At 39.8% G+C, this 17,452-nt stretch carries 14 protein-coding genes and 1 riboswitch; of the genes, 8 read left to right on the forward strand and 6 right to left on the reverse strand.

Going from position 1 to position 17,452, the window contains the following annotated elements; genetic code table 11:
* Positions 1-568: 568 nt before the first annotated feature.
* Positions 569-2,115 (reverse strand): IS3 family transposase gene (locus tag PS1M3_RS09240; RefSeq protein WP_086007399.1). Its coding sequence is split into 2 segments (ribosomal slippage): positions 569-1,635 and positions 1,635-2,115, totalling 1,548 coding nucleotides; the frame shifts between segments, so codons are not numbered across the junction.
* 298 nt (positions 2,116-2,413) lie between these two features.
* Positions 2,414-3,295, reverse strand: a complete 882-nt coding sequence (locus PS1M3_RS09245) for an NAD(P)-dependent oxidoreductase (RefSeq protein WP_203983715.1) — start codon at positions 3,293-3,295, stop codon at positions 2,414-2,416.
* 121 nt (positions 3,296-3,416) lie between these two features.
* Here PS1M3_RS09245 and PS1M3_RS09250 point away from each other — a divergent pair, with 121 nt between their 5' ends.
* The 3 genes from PS1M3_RS09250 (at position 3,417) to PS1M3_RS09260 (ending at position 5,811) form a co-directional block, all read left to right on the forward strand.
* Complete coding sequence (locus PS1M3_RS09250) at positions 3,417-3,968, forward strand: glutathione peroxidase (protein ID WP_203983717.1); 552 nt, start codon at positions 3,417-3,419, stop codon at positions 3,966-3,968.
* A gap of 95 nt (positions 3,969-4,063) precedes the next feature.
* Positions 4,064-5,050 carry a 2-hydroxyacid dehydrogenase gene (locus tag PS1M3_RS09255; RefSeq protein WP_203983719.1) on the forward strand — a complete coding sequence of 329 codons (987 nt, stop codon included), beginning with the start codon at positions 4,064-4,066 and terminating at the stop codon, positions 5,048-5,050.
* An 86-nt stretch (positions 5,051-5,136) separates the two neighbouring features.
* Positions 5,137-5,811: an NYN domain-containing protein gene (locus tag PS1M3_RS09260; protein ID WP_203983721.1), complete on the forward strand. Its 675-nt coding sequence runs from the start codon at positions 5,137-5,139 to the stop codon at positions 5,809-5,811.
* A gap of 4 nt (positions 5,812-5,815) precedes the next feature.
* Here PS1M3_RS09260 and PS1M3_RS09265 read toward each other — a convergent pair whose 3' ends face one another.
* The gene (locus PS1M3_RS09265; protein ID WP_203983723.1) at positions 5,816-7,138 is read right to left on the reverse strand and encodes a sodium-dependent transporter; all 1,323 of its coding nucleotides are present in this window, start codon (positions 7,136-7,138) and stop codon (positions 5,816-5,818) included.
* Positions 7,139-7,278: 140 nt separating this feature from the next.
* On the opposite strand from PS1M3_RS09265, the gene PS1M3_RS09270 reads away from it, so the two are divergent.
* Positions 7,279-8,034 carry a 4'-phosphopantetheinyl transferase superfamily protein gene (locus PS1M3_RS09270; RefSeq protein ID WP_203983731.1) on the forward strand — a complete coding sequence of 252 codons (756 nt, stop codon included), beginning with the start codon at positions 7,279-7,281 and terminating at the stop codon, positions 8,032-8,034.
* Positions 8,035-8,187: 153 nt separating this feature from the next.
* On the opposite strand, the gene lysC is transcribed toward PS1M3_RS09270, so the two are convergent.
* Positions 8,188-9,567 (reverse strand): lysine-sensitive aspartokinase 3, encoded by a 1,380-nt coding sequence (lysC, locus tag PS1M3_RS09275; protein ID WP_203983733.1) that lies wholly within the window; start codon positions 9,565-9,567, stop codon positions 8,188-8,190.
* A gap of 75 nt (positions 9,568-9,642) precedes the next feature.
* Positions 9,643-9,815: riboswitch (Lysine riboswitch) on the reverse strand.
* Between the two features lie 110 nt (positions 9,816-9,925).
* Positions 9,926-11,173 carry a sodium:proton antiporter NhaD gene (gene nhaD, locus PS1M3_RS09280; protein ID WP_203983742.1) on the reverse strand — a complete coding sequence of 416 codons (1,248 nt, stop codon included), beginning with the start codon at positions 11,171-11,173 and terminating at the stop codon, positions 9,926-9,928.
* 219 nt (positions 11,174-11,392) lie between these two features.
* Between nhaD and PS1M3_RS09285 the strand changes: the two genes are divergently transcribed.
* The 4 genes from PS1M3_RS09285 (at position 11,393) to PS1M3_RS09300 (ending at position 16,711) form a co-directional block, all read left to right on the forward strand.
* Positions 11,393-12,679, forward strand: a complete 1,287-nt coding sequence (locus tag PS1M3_RS09285; RefSeq protein ID WP_203983744.1) for a hypothetical protein — start codon at positions 11,393-11,395, stop codon at positions 12,677-12,679.
* A gap of 5 nt (positions 12,680-12,684) precedes the next feature.
* Complete coding sequence (locus PS1M3_RS09290; protein WP_203983746.1) at positions 12,685-13,233, forward strand: hypothetical protein; 549 nt, start codon at positions 12,685-12,687, stop codon at positions 13,231-13,233.
* Complete coding sequence (locus tag PS1M3_RS09295; RefSeq protein ID WP_203983748.1) at positions 13,230-16,004, forward strand: ATPase; 2,775 nt, start codon at positions 13,230-13,232, stop codon at positions 16,002-16,004. Before PS1M3_RS09290 ends, PS1M3_RS09295 begins: the two co-directional genes overlap by 4 nt.
* Positions 16,005-16,159: 155 nt before the next feature.
* Positions 16,160-16,711: a DUF4136 domain-containing protein gene (locus PS1M3_RS09300; RefSeq protein ID WP_203983750.1), complete on the forward strand. Its 552-nt coding sequence runs from the start codon at positions 16,160-16,162 to the stop codon at positions 16,709-16,711.
* Between the two features lie 128 nt (positions 16,712-16,839).
* On the opposite strand, the gene PS1M3_RS09305 is transcribed toward PS1M3_RS09300, so the two are convergent.
* Positions 16,840-17,328, reverse strand: coding sequence for a peptide-methionine (S)-S-oxide reductase (locus tag PS1M3_RS09305; RefSeq protein WP_203983752.1), 489 nt, complete (start codon positions 17,326-17,328; stop codon positions 16,840-16,842).
* Positions 17,329-17,452 lie beyond the last annotated feature (124 nt).

Consider the following 17,452-nt stretch of genomic DNA (forward strand, 5'->3'; position numbering starts at 1 on the left):
TGCAGTATAAAAAATGCACTAAAAATATGTAATTTTAAGAGCTTTGACTATACTTAAAACACTTTCAACTTCTCCCTATGAATTAGAAAGTTTTTGTTAGCGCAAGGCTCAAAAGAGCCCGTTATAGCCCAGAGTTTCCCTAAATCACTCTGGGCATTTTTTTGTCTAATGTAATTCGCCAGTGAAATGAAATAGAAATTCACAAAGAGGATAAGAGATGCTCCGATTTAGAGAACTGATCTAATGATTAAGGTAGGAAAACATTATTAGTGTTTTTATGACTTCTCATTTACTCCTCATTTACTTCTCTTTGTGCAATCACGTTTAGTAAGTTTTTCACAAAGAGGTTAAGAGACGCTGCGCTTTAGATAAGTGATCTAGTAATAAAGGTAGGAAACCATATTAAGTGTTTTAATGTCTTCTCATTTATTCCTCATTTACTTCTCTTTGTGCAATCACGTTTAGTAAATTTTTCACAAAGAGGCTGAGAGACGATGCGCTTTAGAGAAGTGATCTAGTGATAAAGGTAGCGGAGTTTTTCAAGTTAGTTGTCGCCTCAAGTTAAATTTTATGCCGCCCGCATTTCTTCTTTTTTCTCAGGGTTTAAATTTACTTCATTTATCATTGACCAGTCTCGTGACTTCCCTGACCAACGGCTTGGGTTATTCAATTTAGCTGCGTCGTTTACCTGCTGACGCTTAGCTAATATTTCTTTATCTAAACCTGAATGACGTTGGTTTGGCGTCACAAATTTTATACCACTGTGTAGGTGCTCATTATTGTACCAATCAACGAACCCACTTACCCATTCTCTTGCTGCGCTTATATCTTCAAATGGCTTTTCTGGGTATTCTGGGCGATACTTTAACGTTTTAAATAACGACTCAGAGTATGGATTGTCATTACTTACTGACGGTCGACTAAATGATGGCACAATCCCTAACTCCTGTAATGTTGCCAGTAATGTCGCGCCTTTCATTGGGCTGCCATTATCTGAGTGTAACGTAACTTGCTCGCGCTTTATTTGCTCCCGACTGCAAATATCCTTCATTAAATCTGCGGCTAATTCACTTAACTGTGAGTCGTAAACTTGCCAGCCAACAACCTTTCGACTAAAAATGTCCATCACTAAATATAAGTATAAAAATTGCCCTTTTACGCTCGTTGGTAAATAGGTGATATCCCAAGTGTAGACTTCATTTGCACGCACTGCTTTCAATACTCTTGGCTTTTTTATCGGCTTAGCTGGCTTTACTTTTTCTCTATGCGTTAATAAGTTATGTGCCTTCATGACACGATAAAACGAACTTTCAGACGCTATCCATATGCCCTTATCAAGCAGCTTAGGGACTATTTTACTGGCCGGTAAATGCCCATATTCGGCTGAATTAGCCGTATTAATAATGCGCTGCCGCTCTAACTCTGTGAGACGGTTAGGCGGCTGTTTTTTCGTACTCGTCCGTTTGTCAGTCATATCGTCTGCTTCAATCCACCGCTGAACGGTTCTTAGTGTCAGTCCAAGTAACTCACATGCCTTTTCTTTCCTTGCCCCTGAAGCCTGTGCGTTTGTGATAAGCGTTATTAATTCATGTCGCTCAGTCGCTGTTGTTAATCGTCCTCGTTGAAACCCCAAAGTGCATCCGCTTTTTTTTTGAGTACAAGTAGAGCGGCAGTTTCAGCTAAGGCCTTATCTTTGCGATTCAGTTCTTTTTGCAGTTGCTTTATTTCTTGCTTAAGCTGTTTACTGTCTGACTTTACTGTTTTATTTGAAGGTGGTGTTACTAAGTCTTTCTTCCATTGCTGAATATGATGCGGATAAAGCCCTATATTACGGCAGTATTCATTTATGGCGGCTTCATCTAAACTTCCACACTCAATTACTGCGTTGAGTCTTTCTTCTAAACTCCAGTCTTGTGGTCGTTTTTCTGCTGTCATTTGGCTACCCGTCTGGTGTATTTCAAGTTGATGCTTTTTTGCCAGTGCTATCCAACGTTGTAACGTTGAATAACCGACACCTAAGTCATCTGCAATATCTTCTAAGCGAACATCATCACATTGAGATAATGCTTTTTCAACAGCTTGAACTTTAAACTCTTGTGTAAATTGACGTTTCATTTTATTTGCCTCTGCTAAATGTTAGAGGCGACAACTATCCTGACACAGGGGGGTAGGAAACCATTATTAGTGTTTTAATGTCTTATCATTTACTCCTCATTTTGTTCTCTTTGTGCAATCACGTTTAGTAAATTTTTCACAAAGAGGAGTAAATGAGCAAACATAAGCCAAAAACAGCTTAAAATTAATCTTTCCCTCTTTGTGAATAAGTCACCTTATGGGCTTTGCACATCACGCAGGCAAGCTTCGCGTCTACAAGTTAAACGCGAAACCTATTTAATTTAAAACACATACATAGTTATTTTTTATGCAGCGCCTCTATTCGTGCAAGTAGGCTTGAAGTATCGTATCGGCCGCCACCAAGTGCTTGTACATCTGCGTAGTATTGGTCGACCGTTGCAGTCATTGGCAACGTTGCACCATTGTTTTTAGCTTCATCAAGCGCAATGCCTAAATCTTTGCGCATCCAATCTACCGCAAAACCAAAATCGTATTCACCTGCCCACATTGTTTTGTAACGGTTTTCCATTTGCCACGACCCTGCAGCACCTTTAGAAATGGTTTCAATTACTTTTTCACCATCAAGCCCTGCTTGCTTAGCAAAATGTAAGCCTTCGGCTAAACCCTGCACAACACCGGCAATACAAATTTGATTAACCATTTTACAAAGCTGGCCCGAGCCTACGCCACCTAACAATTGGCTAAAACGGCTAAACGCCGCCATTACAGGCTGTACTTTTGCAAATACGGCTTCATTGCCACCAGCCATTACTGTTAAAACGCCATTTTCTGCACCGGCTTGTCCGCCGGACACTGGCGCATCGATAAAGTCAATATTTTGCAGCGCCGCTTTTGCAGCTACTTCGCGGGCAACTTCTGCAGAGGTTGTTGTGTGATCAACTAATATGGTGTGCGGTAACATACCCGCCAAAACGCCATTGTCACCATAAACTACAGAACGTAAATCGTCGTCGTTACCCACACACATAAACACAATATCAGCGCCTTGAGCAGCTTCGCGTGGGGTATCTGCAATGCTTCCTTTGTATTGTTCAGCCCAACTTTGCGCCTTTGATTGCGTACGATTAAATACACATACGCTATGCCCTTTATTGGCTAAATGCCCTGCCATTGGGTAACCCATTACGCCTAAACCTATAAATGCGACTTTCATTGACATAAAAATGACCTATTTAACTGCTAACTTAGAAACTAGGTCCCGATTATGTCAACCGGCCAACAAAAAAGCGAATGAAAGTCTTTGTAAAATTTCCACCAATTGGAAATTAAGTAGGTAACCAATGGATAGTATTTATCAGTTTAATGCACCACTTTATAACAGTGAGAATTTTTCTTTAAGCGAGTTAAAAGGCAAAACCGTACTCATTGTCAATACAGCCAGTAAATGTAGTTTTTCAATGCAATTAAATGCTCTAGAAAAGCTATACCAAGAGTACAAGGATCGTGGCTTAACGGTACTTGCATTCCCATGTAACCAGTTTGGGCAAAACGAGCCACTTGATAATTTAGCTATCAGAGATTTTTACCAAATGCAGTTTGGTGTTTCGTTTAAAGTATTTGGTAAAGTTATGGTAAATGGCCCAGACGCTCACCCTTTATTTAGCTATTTAAAATGCCATACCCGCGGTATTTCACAAAACCGTGCAGTGAAATGGAATTTCACAAAGTTTTTAATTAACTCACAGGGTCAATTAGTCGCACGCTATGCACCGCGTACTAAACCTGAAACACTTAAACAGGTTATCGAAACACACCTACAAAAAGCCGTTGAACCAAGTGACATAAAAGCAACACCCATTATGTCTGCTTTAAATAGACGCACAGCGCTGTAAATAAAAAGTAATCGCTACTTGAGCACATGGCAGTAACGTAGTTTAATTTAAACAGGTTTACTATTTTAAACGCACCAAATTGTTGGAGCCATACCATGAACATTGCTTTTTTTAGCGCGCAAAAGTACGAAAAACCTTTTTTTGAACACAGCATTACACCTCATAATAGCTTAGCAATGACCTATTTTGAGCAATCGCTTAACGAGCAAACTGCGGTGTTAGCAAGCAATTACAATGCAGTGTGTGTATTTGTAAACGATACAGTTAATGCTCAAGTTATAAAGCTATTAGCAGCCCAAGGTGTAAATACTATATTACTGCGCTGTGCCGGTTTTAATAATGTTGATTTAGATGCGGCAAAAGCACATAACATTCATGTTTTGCGCGTACCCGCATACAGCCCAGAAGCCGTAGCTGAGCATTGTATTGCGCTTATGCTTACACTGAGCCGAAAAACACATAAAGCCTACAACCGCGTGCGCGAAGATAACTTTGATCTAAACGGGTTACTTGGCTTTAACTTGCATAACAAAACAGTGGGCATTATTGGGTGCGGAAAAATTGGCTTAGCACTGTGTAATATACTCAATGGATTTGGCGCAAACGTTTTAGTGTGCGACCCAAATGCAATACCGGGTAACTACTCCATTACCGACTTAAACACGTTACTTACCCAAAGCGATATTATTTCACTGCATTGCCCACTAAACGAGCAAACCCATCATTTAATCGATGAACATGCTTTCGCTAAAATGAAGCCCGGCGTTATGCTTATCAACACCTCACGTGGTGCATTACTCGACAGCAAAGCCTGCATACAAGCACTTAAAACACAAAAACTAGGTTACTTAGGACTAGATGTATATGAGCAAGAATCCGAACTGTTTTTTAAAAACCACAGCGACGAAATAAACCAAGACGATATATTTTCTCGTTTAGTTGGTTTTAAAAATGTCCTGATCACCGGGCATCAAGGCTTTTTTACTCAAGAAGCGCTTACCGAAATAGCAAACACCACCATTACAAATGCCCTTGAGGTTGAACAGAGTAAACCGCTTACTAACTCCATTTTTAAAAATTAACATTTATAGCCATTTACACTTGCCAAAATATGCATTGCAGTGGTATCAATTAGTTATATTTAATGGCTTTTTTAGCAGGTGTTTAAATGGAAAAAACAGCGTTATTCATAGATGCAGAAAATATAAGCCATAAATTTATAGATCAAATAATGGCTAAATTTGAACATATTGAGGTTAAAAAAGCGTACGGCAACTTTGGAGCAGTACAACTAAAACCTTGGGTAAATATTTGTTCGCGCCATGCAATCGAAATGGTATATCAAGAAAAACTCGTAAAAGCTAAAAGTAATGCGGCCGATATTGCCTTAACTGTTGGGGTTATGGAGTCTTTGTATGTCTCCCCGATTGACACTTTTGCAATAGCCTCTTCTGATTCTGACTTTGCGGCTTTAGTACACTTTTTAAGACGCAATGGTAAAAAGGTAATCGGGTTTGGTAATAATACAGCCAGTGCTAAACACTATTTTGATGACTTTTATATTTTAGGTAAAAAAAATACAATACCTAAAGTAAAAAGTAAAAGTATTGCCTCTGTTGATACCTACCATTTAGCACTGGTGAAAGAAGCCGTTGAGAACACACAACATGCAAAAACTGGACTCTCTGAAACAGTGGATGTTGGTACCTATCTTCATCGAATATTCAACATTACAAAAAAGCAGCTAGGCGTAAGTAAGCTATATCAATATTTTAAATATCACGATCAGCATTTTAAAATGCAAAAAGCCCCCGACGGAGGCTTTTTAGTCTCGTTGCATTAAGTTATTAACCAAACGCGACGTTTGCAAACACCAAGGTCATTAATATTGGGCATACAAAACGAATATACTGGGCAAACCAAAAATGCGCGCCGGTGCTAGCTTGGTGTAACTTATTACCTCGTTTGAACATCCAGCCAACCGTTATAAAATAAAACAACCCCATTAACGGGAGTTGGTACTGAGTAAACACCATAATAACTAAACCAAATAACCAATCGAAGTTTACTATAATTGCACTCGCACATATTAAAACCACTAAGCTTACCAACCACGTGGCTTTAGTTCGGTTTACATTGTGGTTTTCAACTAAAAACGCAACCGGAATTTCAGTAGACGAAATAGTCGAGGTCACAGACGCTATCGACATCAAAACAAAAAACAATAAACCAACCAGTAACCCTATTTCTCCCATGGTATTAAATAGCTCAGGTAAAATGGCAAATATAAGCTGCCCTTCACCTATTAATTTACCGCCACTAAACACCTCAACACCATTATGCTGTGCAACATAAATAGCCGGAATAATAAGTAAACCAGCTAAAAATGCAACGCTCGTATCAAGTAATGCAACACTTGCCGTTAGTTTTGGTAAATTGGCATCAGGCTGTAAATACGAGCCGTAAATCATCATACACCCCACCCCTAACGACAACGAAAAGAACGCTTGTCCCATAGCGGCAATAATTAAATTTGGATCGAGTATTTGGCTAAAGTTAGGCATTAAATACGCTGCAAAACCTTCGCTTGCGCCATCCAAAGTGGCTATATAAGCAATTAGCGCGACAAGTAACACCAATAGCATAGGCATAAGTCGGCGCGACCAGGTTTCAATACCCGATTTAACACCCTCTAAAATAATGCAGGCCGTTAAAATAAGCATTAATGGTGTAAATACAAAATTACGGGCTTGCGAGTCACTGTGTAAAAACTCGCTCACACTGTGTAAACCAACAAACGTTGTAACAGGCTCAATTGCGTACGACAGCATCCACCCTGCAACAATTGAATAAAAACTCAACATGACCACAGCACCCGCAAGGCCAATATAGCCCGCAGCTGCACCTATTTTACGGTTGCTATCTTGCCATGCGTTACCCAGCGCTTTTACCGGGTTTGCTTGTGCGTTATGGCCTAAATAAAGCTCGGTATATAGCGCCGGTAACGCCAATAAAAAGATAACCAGAAAATAGACGAGTAAAAATGCTCCACCGCCATGATTAGCAGCTTGTGTAGGAAATCCCCAAATATTACCCAAACCCACTGCCGCGCCAGCAGCGGCTAAAACAAAACCAAGTCGGCTTTGAAACCCATCACGCATTTGTGCCATACATCTACAAATCTGTTATTATTTTGATTGTTGTGAATTAAACCATATTTAATGCCAGCTGAGTAATAAAATTGTATTCAGCCTTTGTTTGTCGCGTTAACTGCTCACAATAACAACGACTTTTTACTTTTTGAGCTGATATGACCGCACATTTTTTTAATAACGCCTTAACCATAACGCCAACAGATTTTGCCAATTTACCTAAAAGCAAAAGTACCGTTTTTTTGTTCGACGCTAATACACTTAGTTTGGCTAATTACAACTTGGCGAGCTTACTCAGCGAATTTGAATTAACCGTTATTAACCGCCGTAAAAACCAAATAGCTAAAAAAGAATATGTAGCAAGCCGCTTACTTTTAAAATTGCTTGTAAAATCCACCTTCCCTGAATTTTCAAATGTGCCATTAAATGCCATTAACACAAGTTTTAACCAATCCACAGCTAAATTAGAGCTGCATATTAACGAGTGCGTTATTAATACGTGTATATCGCACTCTCATGGTTTTGTTGGGGTTGCTTTAAATTTAGAAAGCGAGACGTTTGGCTTCGACCTTGAAAAAATTAGCTTAACGCGCCCGTTTGAAAAACTAGCCAAGCATTTTTACCACACAGACGAAGTTACATTAATTACGTCTCAACCTAATACGCAAAGCCAAGCCAATACCTTTTTTAGAATTTGGACATTAAAAGAGTCATTAGCTAAAGCAACTAGTCGCCCTATTGCCAAATTACTTAGCCCCAACGTATTTAACGAATTAACCTTAGTAAGCTTGACCGCAAGCAGCCAAGTAGTAAACATGCAAACGGAGACGTTTGATTTAACCTTAGTGCATAAAAAAAGCACCGGCTGGCGGTGCTTTTTGTTAACCGATGTCTCGCTTATACCAACCCGCTAAATTAAGTGATCTATTTCGAGGATAGATAAACGTGTTGATAGCTAGGCAAAAAATTCGTTATTTAGTTGTTCTAAATGAGAATTTTTTAATGCAGATAGCGACACTTTTAGCCCCTAAAAATGATTAAGTATTATTGCGAATTGGTATTGCTAGTTAAGCTTCTAACAAACGACTATGAATAGCCTGAACCACATTATCAGATTCACTTTGTTCGACTAAAAAGCATAGATTGTGCTTACTTGCTCCATGACAAATTAAGCGAATATTAAAGTCACTTAATACCTGCATTAAGTTCATTTCGTGTTGGCGAAGTTGAATCTCAGAGCCAATAAGTGCCACCAGTGTTAAGTTGTTTTCAACCGATACATGGCAAAATTCAGCAAGCTTATCTAAACACGCTTGGTCGAGCTCTGGGCGCGACGCGTTAGGCGCATTATCAAGCGTTATTGCTACACTAATTTCAGACGTAGTTACCAAATCAACCGATATATTAAACTCGCTTAAAATAGTAAATACACGGGCTAAAAAGCCACTAGCCAATAACATTTCAGGGCTTTTAAGGGTGAGCAAAATTTGATTTTTACGTTGGGTTACCGCGCGAATTCCTGGCTGCTGCGATTTTTCACGCTCTATCCACGTACCACCACGTTCAGGCTCGCGGCTTGAACCAACAAACACATTAATATGACTACGGCTAGCGGGTAAAATAGTAGCAGGATGCAATACCTTTGCACCAAAGGTAGCCATTTCAGCGGCTTCATCAAAGCTTAAGCGAGCAATGGGCGATGCCTTTACACATAATCGCGGATCGGTACTAAAAATACCCACAACATCAGTCCAAATATGTACGCTTTTGGCGTTTATTGCCTCAGCAAGTAAAGCGGCACTGTAGTCAGACCCACCACGGCCAAGCGTTGTTGTTTGTCCAAATTCGTCACTACCAACAAAACCTTGGGTTACAATAACTTGGTCATCTAACAGTGGGATCAAATATTCTTTAGCAGCTTGTGCTGTTGCGCTTACATTTGGCGTTGCTTTTCCAAACTGACTATCTGTTTTAAGTACTTTACGTACATCAAAGCGATCGGCATTTAAGCCTTTTAAACGCAGCACTTGCGCAAATAAATACGACGATAAACGTTCACCAAAGCTAAGTAACTCATCGTGCTGCTGATCAGTTGTCAGTGTTTCAAGCGCTAGCGTTTGAAATGCTTTTAAAGTTTCGTTAAAACCTACTGCTAAATCGGCATCAAGCGATAACTCATCTAAAATAGCCTGTTGAATGGCTAGCACACCGTCAATGTGTTCTTGGCGCTGCTGTGGGGTGATGCTTGATTTACACAGTGCAACCAAATGATTAGTTACGCCGGCACTGGCGCTCACAGCAACAATACGTACGCTTTTATCGGCAACAATAATTTCGCTACAACGACTCATCGCATCAAAGTTAGCCACACTGGTTCCGCCAAATTTGGCAACGATGTAATCTGATTTAACGTCCGATACTGTTTGCGGCACTGATTGGGTAGTCATTTAGTCTCCTTTTGCGGTATCCAAACCGCGATAAAACAAGAAGAACTTGGCAAGTGAATGCTTGAAGGTAAATCCACTGCCAGAAGCTCTCCACCTAGATTGGTGACAGTTTTGAGGATTCAGCCCCATAAACCGAAAAACAACATCGACGTAACGTTGGTTTTCTCGGCGAGTACTTCCCTCTTTAATGGTTATGGGCGTTCGTCACCTACCATTAAATACCTAAGTATCGCACCTCTTCTGAATGTTGTATTAACCAATGGCTAATAAAACAAAACCCCACTATAAAGTGGGGTTTGAAAGTTAACGTTTAGACGTCTAGCTGTCAAGCGTTTTAATGCGGTTTGTTAAGCAAAACTTAAACAAACCCGCCCATGTAATAAGCGCCCGCATAACCCACGGTATAACTTACTAACAAATAGAGCGACAAACGTAAGTAACTCATAAAAGTTAGCTCTTTTACTTTACTCATAGCAATAATACCCGCAGCCGATCCAATAATTAACATAGATCCACCAACACCAGTTGCATAAGTAAACGATAACCAATCTTGCTGGCTCATTACTATATTAGCTTTTAGTAAAGCAGCAGTGAGCGGTACGTTATCAACCCCGGCCGACAAAATACCCATTAAGTAGTTAGCGTACTGTGGCGCCATAACGGTGTAAAGGTCGGTAAACTTACTTAGCATTCCAATCTCTTTTAATGCACCTACCAATAATAAAACCCCGACGAAAAACAGTAAGGTGTCGTATTCTATGTCGCGTACGTAGTCGATAATATTTTTGTTTATGTCTTTTTTGCGCATTAAAAATTGCGCCACTAAAAACATGATTGATAGGCCACATAAAAAAGTTAATAAAGGCGGTACACTGTAAATTACACTCAGCGCAAGTATGCTTATAACTGTAGATACAAAAATAACTGCAATGGTGATATCGGTTTTTTCTATGCGTTTTTTTCCAGACTTTGAAAAGGTTACATCCCCTTTCATGCCAACACTTAGCATTGCTGCTAACAGCATAACGCTAATAAATGCAGGCGCAATAAGCAGTAATAAGTTAGCAATGGTTACCTTGCCATCTAAAAATATCATTAAGGTTGTTACGTCACCGGTAATTAACGACACACCACCGGAGTTAACACCAAACACAATAAGTGTGGCATATTTTATAAGCTTTTTAGGCGGTAGTTTTAACGACATAACTACAGCAAGCGATATTAACGTAGCCGTTACGTTGTCTGAAACCGACGAAAACAAAAACGCAAATACCCCAACCAAAAACATCAGCTTGCGTTCGCTAATACTTGTTGGCATTACTCTGTGCACAATATTTTCGATAAACCCTTTTGAATTTAAATAAGCAACAAAGGTCATGGCGGCCATTAAAAACAACCACAGCGATGCTATCTCTAAAATATTTTCGTTAAGGAGTTCTTGTACTTGCTCTGGGCTTTGCCCATGCAAAGGGAAAATAAACAGGAGGATCCAGCAAAGCGTGCCAAAAAAAAGCGTGGTTTTAGCTTTATTTACATGGATGATATCTTCTATAACAATCAATAAAAATCCGATCGCTATCAGGGTTAGAATAATCGTGGAAACCATGGGTATTAAATAACCTTTGATATTGTTTTAAAGAACACACGCAAAGTCCCTCTCGACGTGCCTATTTTCGGCGCGAATGTTAGCACTGCGGCTATACAAAAACTATTATTAAATAGTCTTAAAAACGAATACCATATACAGGCTAGATTAATTAGAATACGTAATAATGAGACGCTTCTAAATTCTCAATAATAAATTACTAGGATGTTGTAACACCTTATGATCCCAGCTAAAAAGCGACTAAATACCCTTAGCGAACATTGGGGAGTTTTAGAGCTATTATTTAAACGTTTTAAAATGGCCGACTTTAGCCTAAAAGACGTGCAAAATGCGATAAAGCAAAAACAACCCACGTGGAACAACGAGCGCATTTACAAAGAAACAAACCGTTTGCTCAATCAAGATATTTTAATTCCACTGGCTAAATCATCACAGCTTGAAATTAACCGTGCAATTGCTGACTTTGCTACTTTTTTACTGCAAGAAGAGCATTTGGGCTTAGCACAAGAAATTAGCGTGTTAGTAGACGATCTTGCCCGTTTAGGTAATCGTTTAGATAACGCTGGTAGCATGGAAGACTTTGACGATTTACGCCGATTTAGCCGTATTATGGATGATCGGGTACGTAAAATAATGAAACTTTACGCGCACAACGAAAACGCCATTTTAAATATTGTTGAACAAGCTAAATCAAACAATGCGGTGCAATCACTACAAAAACGCTACAAAGCAGTAATTGAAGCCTTTGACGAATATATAGAGCCCATGCTTGAAATGGTCGATATTAGGGGCGATTTTCATGCCTGCTTTACAATAATAGAGCAGCAAATCAGTAAACAAATCGAATTTATTGAACGCTCTGGTAAAGCATACATCGACAAACGCATGCTAGAACAGCTACGAACTCGCATACTCGAAATGAACCTAATGGGCCGAGAGAGTTTGCGTAAAAGTGCCGATATGCTCATGCCCCTGCGCGAAGAGCTACGCCGAAATAACTTAGTTACACGCCAAGCGGCCAAAGTGCTCGGCCTTGTGCGTAAAAATGGCGTAGATAACATGCTAAGCGCTGTACAACCTAATTTTGTAACCGACTCTCAGCGTTATTCGCTTGGGCAACAACGCCATATTATCGCGTACATGGCAAGCTTGGTAGAATTTGAACATGAAGAATATCAACTTCCCGAACAACAAGACGTACCCGCATTTGTAACGCCTAACATTCCTGACTACAACGATGTAAAAACAAGCTTTGCTAAACGCTTTAACAAAAAACGTAAAAAACCACAGCCGCTGCTGCAGTTTTTAGATGAAAGCTACCCCGACTTAGACGCCGACGAAATGCTCTTTTTATATCAAAAATTAGTCAGTGATAGCGACATTGAAATTAGCCAAAGCGATGAAAAAGCCCGAGTTAAAATTGCCGGCCAACACTTTTCACTTTACCCATTTAATTCTCAGGCATCAGATTCAGCAACTCAGCCTAATACTAAGGCAGATAAGTAATTACCATGACACATATAAACCTAGAAGAACTCACTCACCTGCAAGCAATCAATAAAAAATTAACTGCGGGTTATCACATTTGCGAACAAGACAACGTAATGTGGCAAGAACTCGACCAACACATTGAATCTTACAGCGCACTATTTACCGCATTAGGCCATGACATAAAACACGATAGCCGTGGCTTTTACTATTTTGCCAGCGACGAAAGTACGCCAAATATGGGTAAAATATCTCGCGCTATCGCACTCACTATTTACATTTTAATTGAGCACTTTGCCAATACAGGTAAAGACCCAATGCGCGCCCTGTTTGATGAAGTAAACGATTTAGAACTGATGCAAACCTTAGTGCAAATAAACAAGCACTTGTTTGATCAGCTTGAGATATTTTCGGGCTCAGATTTACGAAAAGATGTTTACCTACGTATGGTTCGTCTAGGCCTTGCCCGTGAAGTAGAAGGCGGCTTTATGCTACAAGCCCCTATTCACCGCTACATTGATGCATTAATGGAAGTAAACGAAGAAACCTACATTACGGAGGACGAGGAATGAACAACTTATACGGACTGAGTAAACTCGCCCTGCTTAATACCGCAGGTTATGCAAAGTGTGTGATCCCGCTTGATAAAAGCAGCTCTATTTGTGCGCCAAATAATACCGGTAAAAGCTCGGTTATTAACGCCCTACAATTTCCGCTTATAAACGATTTACGCCTTACCGAATGGGACGGGCACGATTTAGATGAAACCCGTAAGTTTTATTTTTCATCGGTTCAGTCGTACATTTTACTTGAAGCCAACCTCCCCCATGGCTCGGTGGTTATTGGTGTAGCGGGTCTGGGTAAAATAGCCGGTTACGCGCACCAGTACTTTTGTTATCAGGGCAAGCTCGACTTAGAACAGTACACGCAAGGTAATACCATAATTAAATTTACCAAGCTGTTTAATCATTTAAAGTCGCTTAATTACAATCCTATTGAGTTAAAAGCACAAGAGCTAAACGCCCTGCTTACCGGCGGCGCAACGCCCTTTGACGGCGACATTAATTTAAAAATGATCCCGCTTAATAACGTGCAAGACTCCGCTATTTATAAAGAAATTTTTAGGCGTATTCTTAACTTACACAAATTGGGCGCAAGCGATGTTAAACGCTTTATGCTGCGAGTGTTTGAGCGCCATATGTCAAACTCAAAGGTTGATTTTTACGAAGTATGGCGTCGCTCGTTTGACAAAGTAAACCGGGCTAAGCGCGAATTAAAAGCCCTTGAATCAATGCAAGAGCCAATAAGCGCACTTGAATCAATGCTTGAAAATCAAACCGTGCTTAAAGGTAAATTAGCAGCGTACGCGCCTAAAATTGACCAAGCACTCATTGACTTTGACACCTACCAAGAAGAGCAGCTTAGTGAACTTGGTATAGCACTTGAAGACATTGAACACGAAAAGCATGAATTTGAGCAAAAGCAAAGCCTATACGTACAGCAATCGCGCGATATAGAGCGCAAACAAACTCAAATTGAGCAATGGTTTTTAGATTACAGCGCCCTTAAAAGCGAGTTTGAACTGGTAAATAAAGCCACAATTAAAACCAACCTTGGCCAACTTAAGCAAGACTACGAGTCGCTTTCGCACTCTATTACCAGCGCACAAGGGCAAAGCTTGCACACGCTTGATTACCGCATTAGCGAAACGCAAAAACAAATTAAAAGCTTAAAACTGCAGCTTAAAAACCTGGAGTTTAATTTGTTCACCCGTATGCGCGAAGACCTATCGCTTAAAGAAGTAGAAGAAATATCGCGACTCTTAAACCCCGACCTACTCTCGTTTGCAACAACCACTAATGGCGATATAACCATTGATGACGAGGATGCCTTTGGGGAATTTTTATCATTATTAAGCGATAACGTTAAAGGCGGTGTGCTTACTTTGCCAGGTGCAAGTATTAAACTTAAAAAGCTTTCGCCAGTACACATGCAAAGCGGCGAAAACAAAGAGCAATTAACCGCGCAGTTAAGTGCGCTTGAACACGCGTTAAAAGAGTTTAAACAACAGCGCGAAGTGGCAGCCAATGTTGCCGATAAACAAAAAGAAAAAGACGCACTTTACGACGAGTTAATGAGTCTTGAGGGAGCACTAAAACGTTTAGAGCAATTTGAAGTAATGCAGCAGTCGGTAGACGCGCAAGCCATGCTAAAAGAGCAATTATTAGCAGAGCGCGAACAAGTTGACGATTACCTGCAAGACATTCAAAAAAATAGTGGCTCAATTGCAGACAGACGCTCGTTAATTAAATCTAAGCAAGAACAAATTAATCGCCAAACCGAACGCCTTCGCCAAGTTAAAAGTGAGCGAATTGATCACACGCTTGATTTATACAGCGGTAAAGTGACCCCATACATGATTGATATAACAGTCGACTTTGATAACTTAAGTGACTTAGTACATCACTTTAATAAAGACTGCCAAGAGCTTCGCAACTTTGACATAAACGTGCGTAATACCTATTTGCATGTGTATAACGCAGGCATTACTAAGTTCGACAACGAAACCGACGAATTTACTAAATACCAAAAGCTTATTAGCGCATTTCATAACCTTGATAACGAACGCGATGCCGTTGAGCGCCAAGGCCGTGTAGCCCTAACCGAAGTAGCCGCCACGATTAAGGGCTTGCGTGAAGACTTAGACCGCCTTCGCCGCGAAATGAATAGCTTTAATAAAGGCATAAGCCAGCACCGTATTTCTAACTTGCAAGCGTTTAAAATTAACGTGATACCACGCAAAATGCTGGTTGATAGTATTGATACCATTATCAGTACGTCGCATCAGTTTGAGCAAGGCGACACGCTTGATTTATTAAGCCAAGAACCTTACAGCGAAAGCGCAGTAAACGAAGCAAAAGATCACTTAATAAAACTCGCCTCAGACAAAGCAGGCCTTACATTAACTGACTTGTTCGATATTCGTTTTGAAGTGGTAAACCGCGCTGGCGAAACCGAACACTTTGAAAAAATAGACTCAGCCGGCTCAAATGGCACACGTATTACTATTAAGTTATTGTGTGGCATGTTGTTTATTCGTTACTTATTAAGCGATCAGGAACAAAACCTGTACCGTATACCTATTTATATTGATGAAGCGGCCGACATTGACCCGCAAAACCAAAAAGCAATTATAGAAACCGCATTGAGCTTTGGCTTTGTGCCTATATTTGCCTCAGTTAAGCCGCAAATAAGTTGTGACTACATTGTGCCGATTCGTTCGGTAAAAGATGGCGCACAAAACTGGGTAGATGAAAAAGATTGGATAGAAGTAGAGCATTAAATTTTTGAGTGGCTAATTAGTATTAATTAGTATTAATTAGTATTAATTAGTCATTCATATTCATCACACTAAACTAATTTTTAGAACCTTTTAATAATACACATTTATATAAGGTGTGTTATTTTAAGGTAATGCATTTTATTGGAGCAAACGTAATGAAAAATATACTTATTGTTGCAGCACTAGCACTACTTAGCGCTTGTACTCAAACCCCTGATTGGGATTACGATAAATCAGCTAACTTTAGTAATTTTAAAACATTTGCTTGGGTAGAAAACGCGAGTTTAACTAAAGACACCAACAACTACCAAATTAACGGTTTAATGGAAAAACGCGTGCGTACTGCGGTAAATAATGAGCTTACAAACACCCTTGGTATGACATTAGTAAATGCAGCCCAAGCTGACGTACTAGTTAACTATCATGCATCGGTAGATAAAGAATTAGAAGTAGATACATTTAATACTGGTTACAGTAACCGTTGGGGTTACTGGGGTACTGGTTTTCAACGAGACACAACAGCGCGTGAATACGAAGTGGGTACATTGGTTATCGATATTGTAGACAGTGCATCTAATCAACTAATATGGCGCGGTGCTAAAGAAGGCCGATTGAAGAAAAAACAAACACCTGAGCAACGCGAAGCCTCAATTAAAAAAACAGTCGCAAATATTTTAAGTAACTTCCCGCCGCAAAAGCAGCAGTAAGTTTAAAGTTAGTTTTTAAAAAGCTCACAAAATGTGAGCTTTTTTGTGGGTGTTATTTTGTAGGCGCTAAGCTTGCTTGCGCGAGAAGCAATAGCTTCTAATTACTTACATAGCGTTAAGTATCAAGTTTACAATTTATACTTATACAATAAATCTAGCGGTATATGGCAGTAATCATCGGGATGGTTAGTTAATCGGTCTTGATGCTCTGGATCGCTTGGTACGTAATTGGTTAACTGCTCCACCTTTACAGCAATTTTATCGGCATCGCTGCGCTTATTTATATAATTGCTAGCTGCGTCTAGATGACTTAGGTTTTTGCTGTAAATGCCTGTACGGTATTTTGGGCCTACATCTTCCCCTTGCTTATTAATACTATAGGGGTCAATAATTTCAAAAAAATAGTCAAACAGTTGATTTAGTGAAACAACACTTGAGTCAAACGTTACCTTCACACACTCGGCATAACCATCGTATTCTCCTTGCGTGGTATTACTTGCGCCGTTAGCACGCCCAGCTTGGGTTGTTATAACGCCGGGTAAATGTTTCATAAATTCTTGCACGCCCCATAAGCAGCCGCCGGCAAAATAAAGTGTATTGTGTTGCTGAACTGTCATCGTTTATCTAACTCAATAAAGTTAATTAAAATACATATGTATTGTAACGCGTTAATTATACAAATGATTATCAAATGCAGATTTTTATAATTACTGTACAATAGCGCACAAAATTGTACTGACT

The organism is Pseudoalteromonas sp. PS1M3, from assembly GCF_016865405.1.
Taxonomy (GTDB): Bacteria; Pseudomonadota; Gammaproteobacteria; order Enterobacterales; family Alteromonadaceae; genus Pseudoalteromonas; species Pseudoalteromonas marina.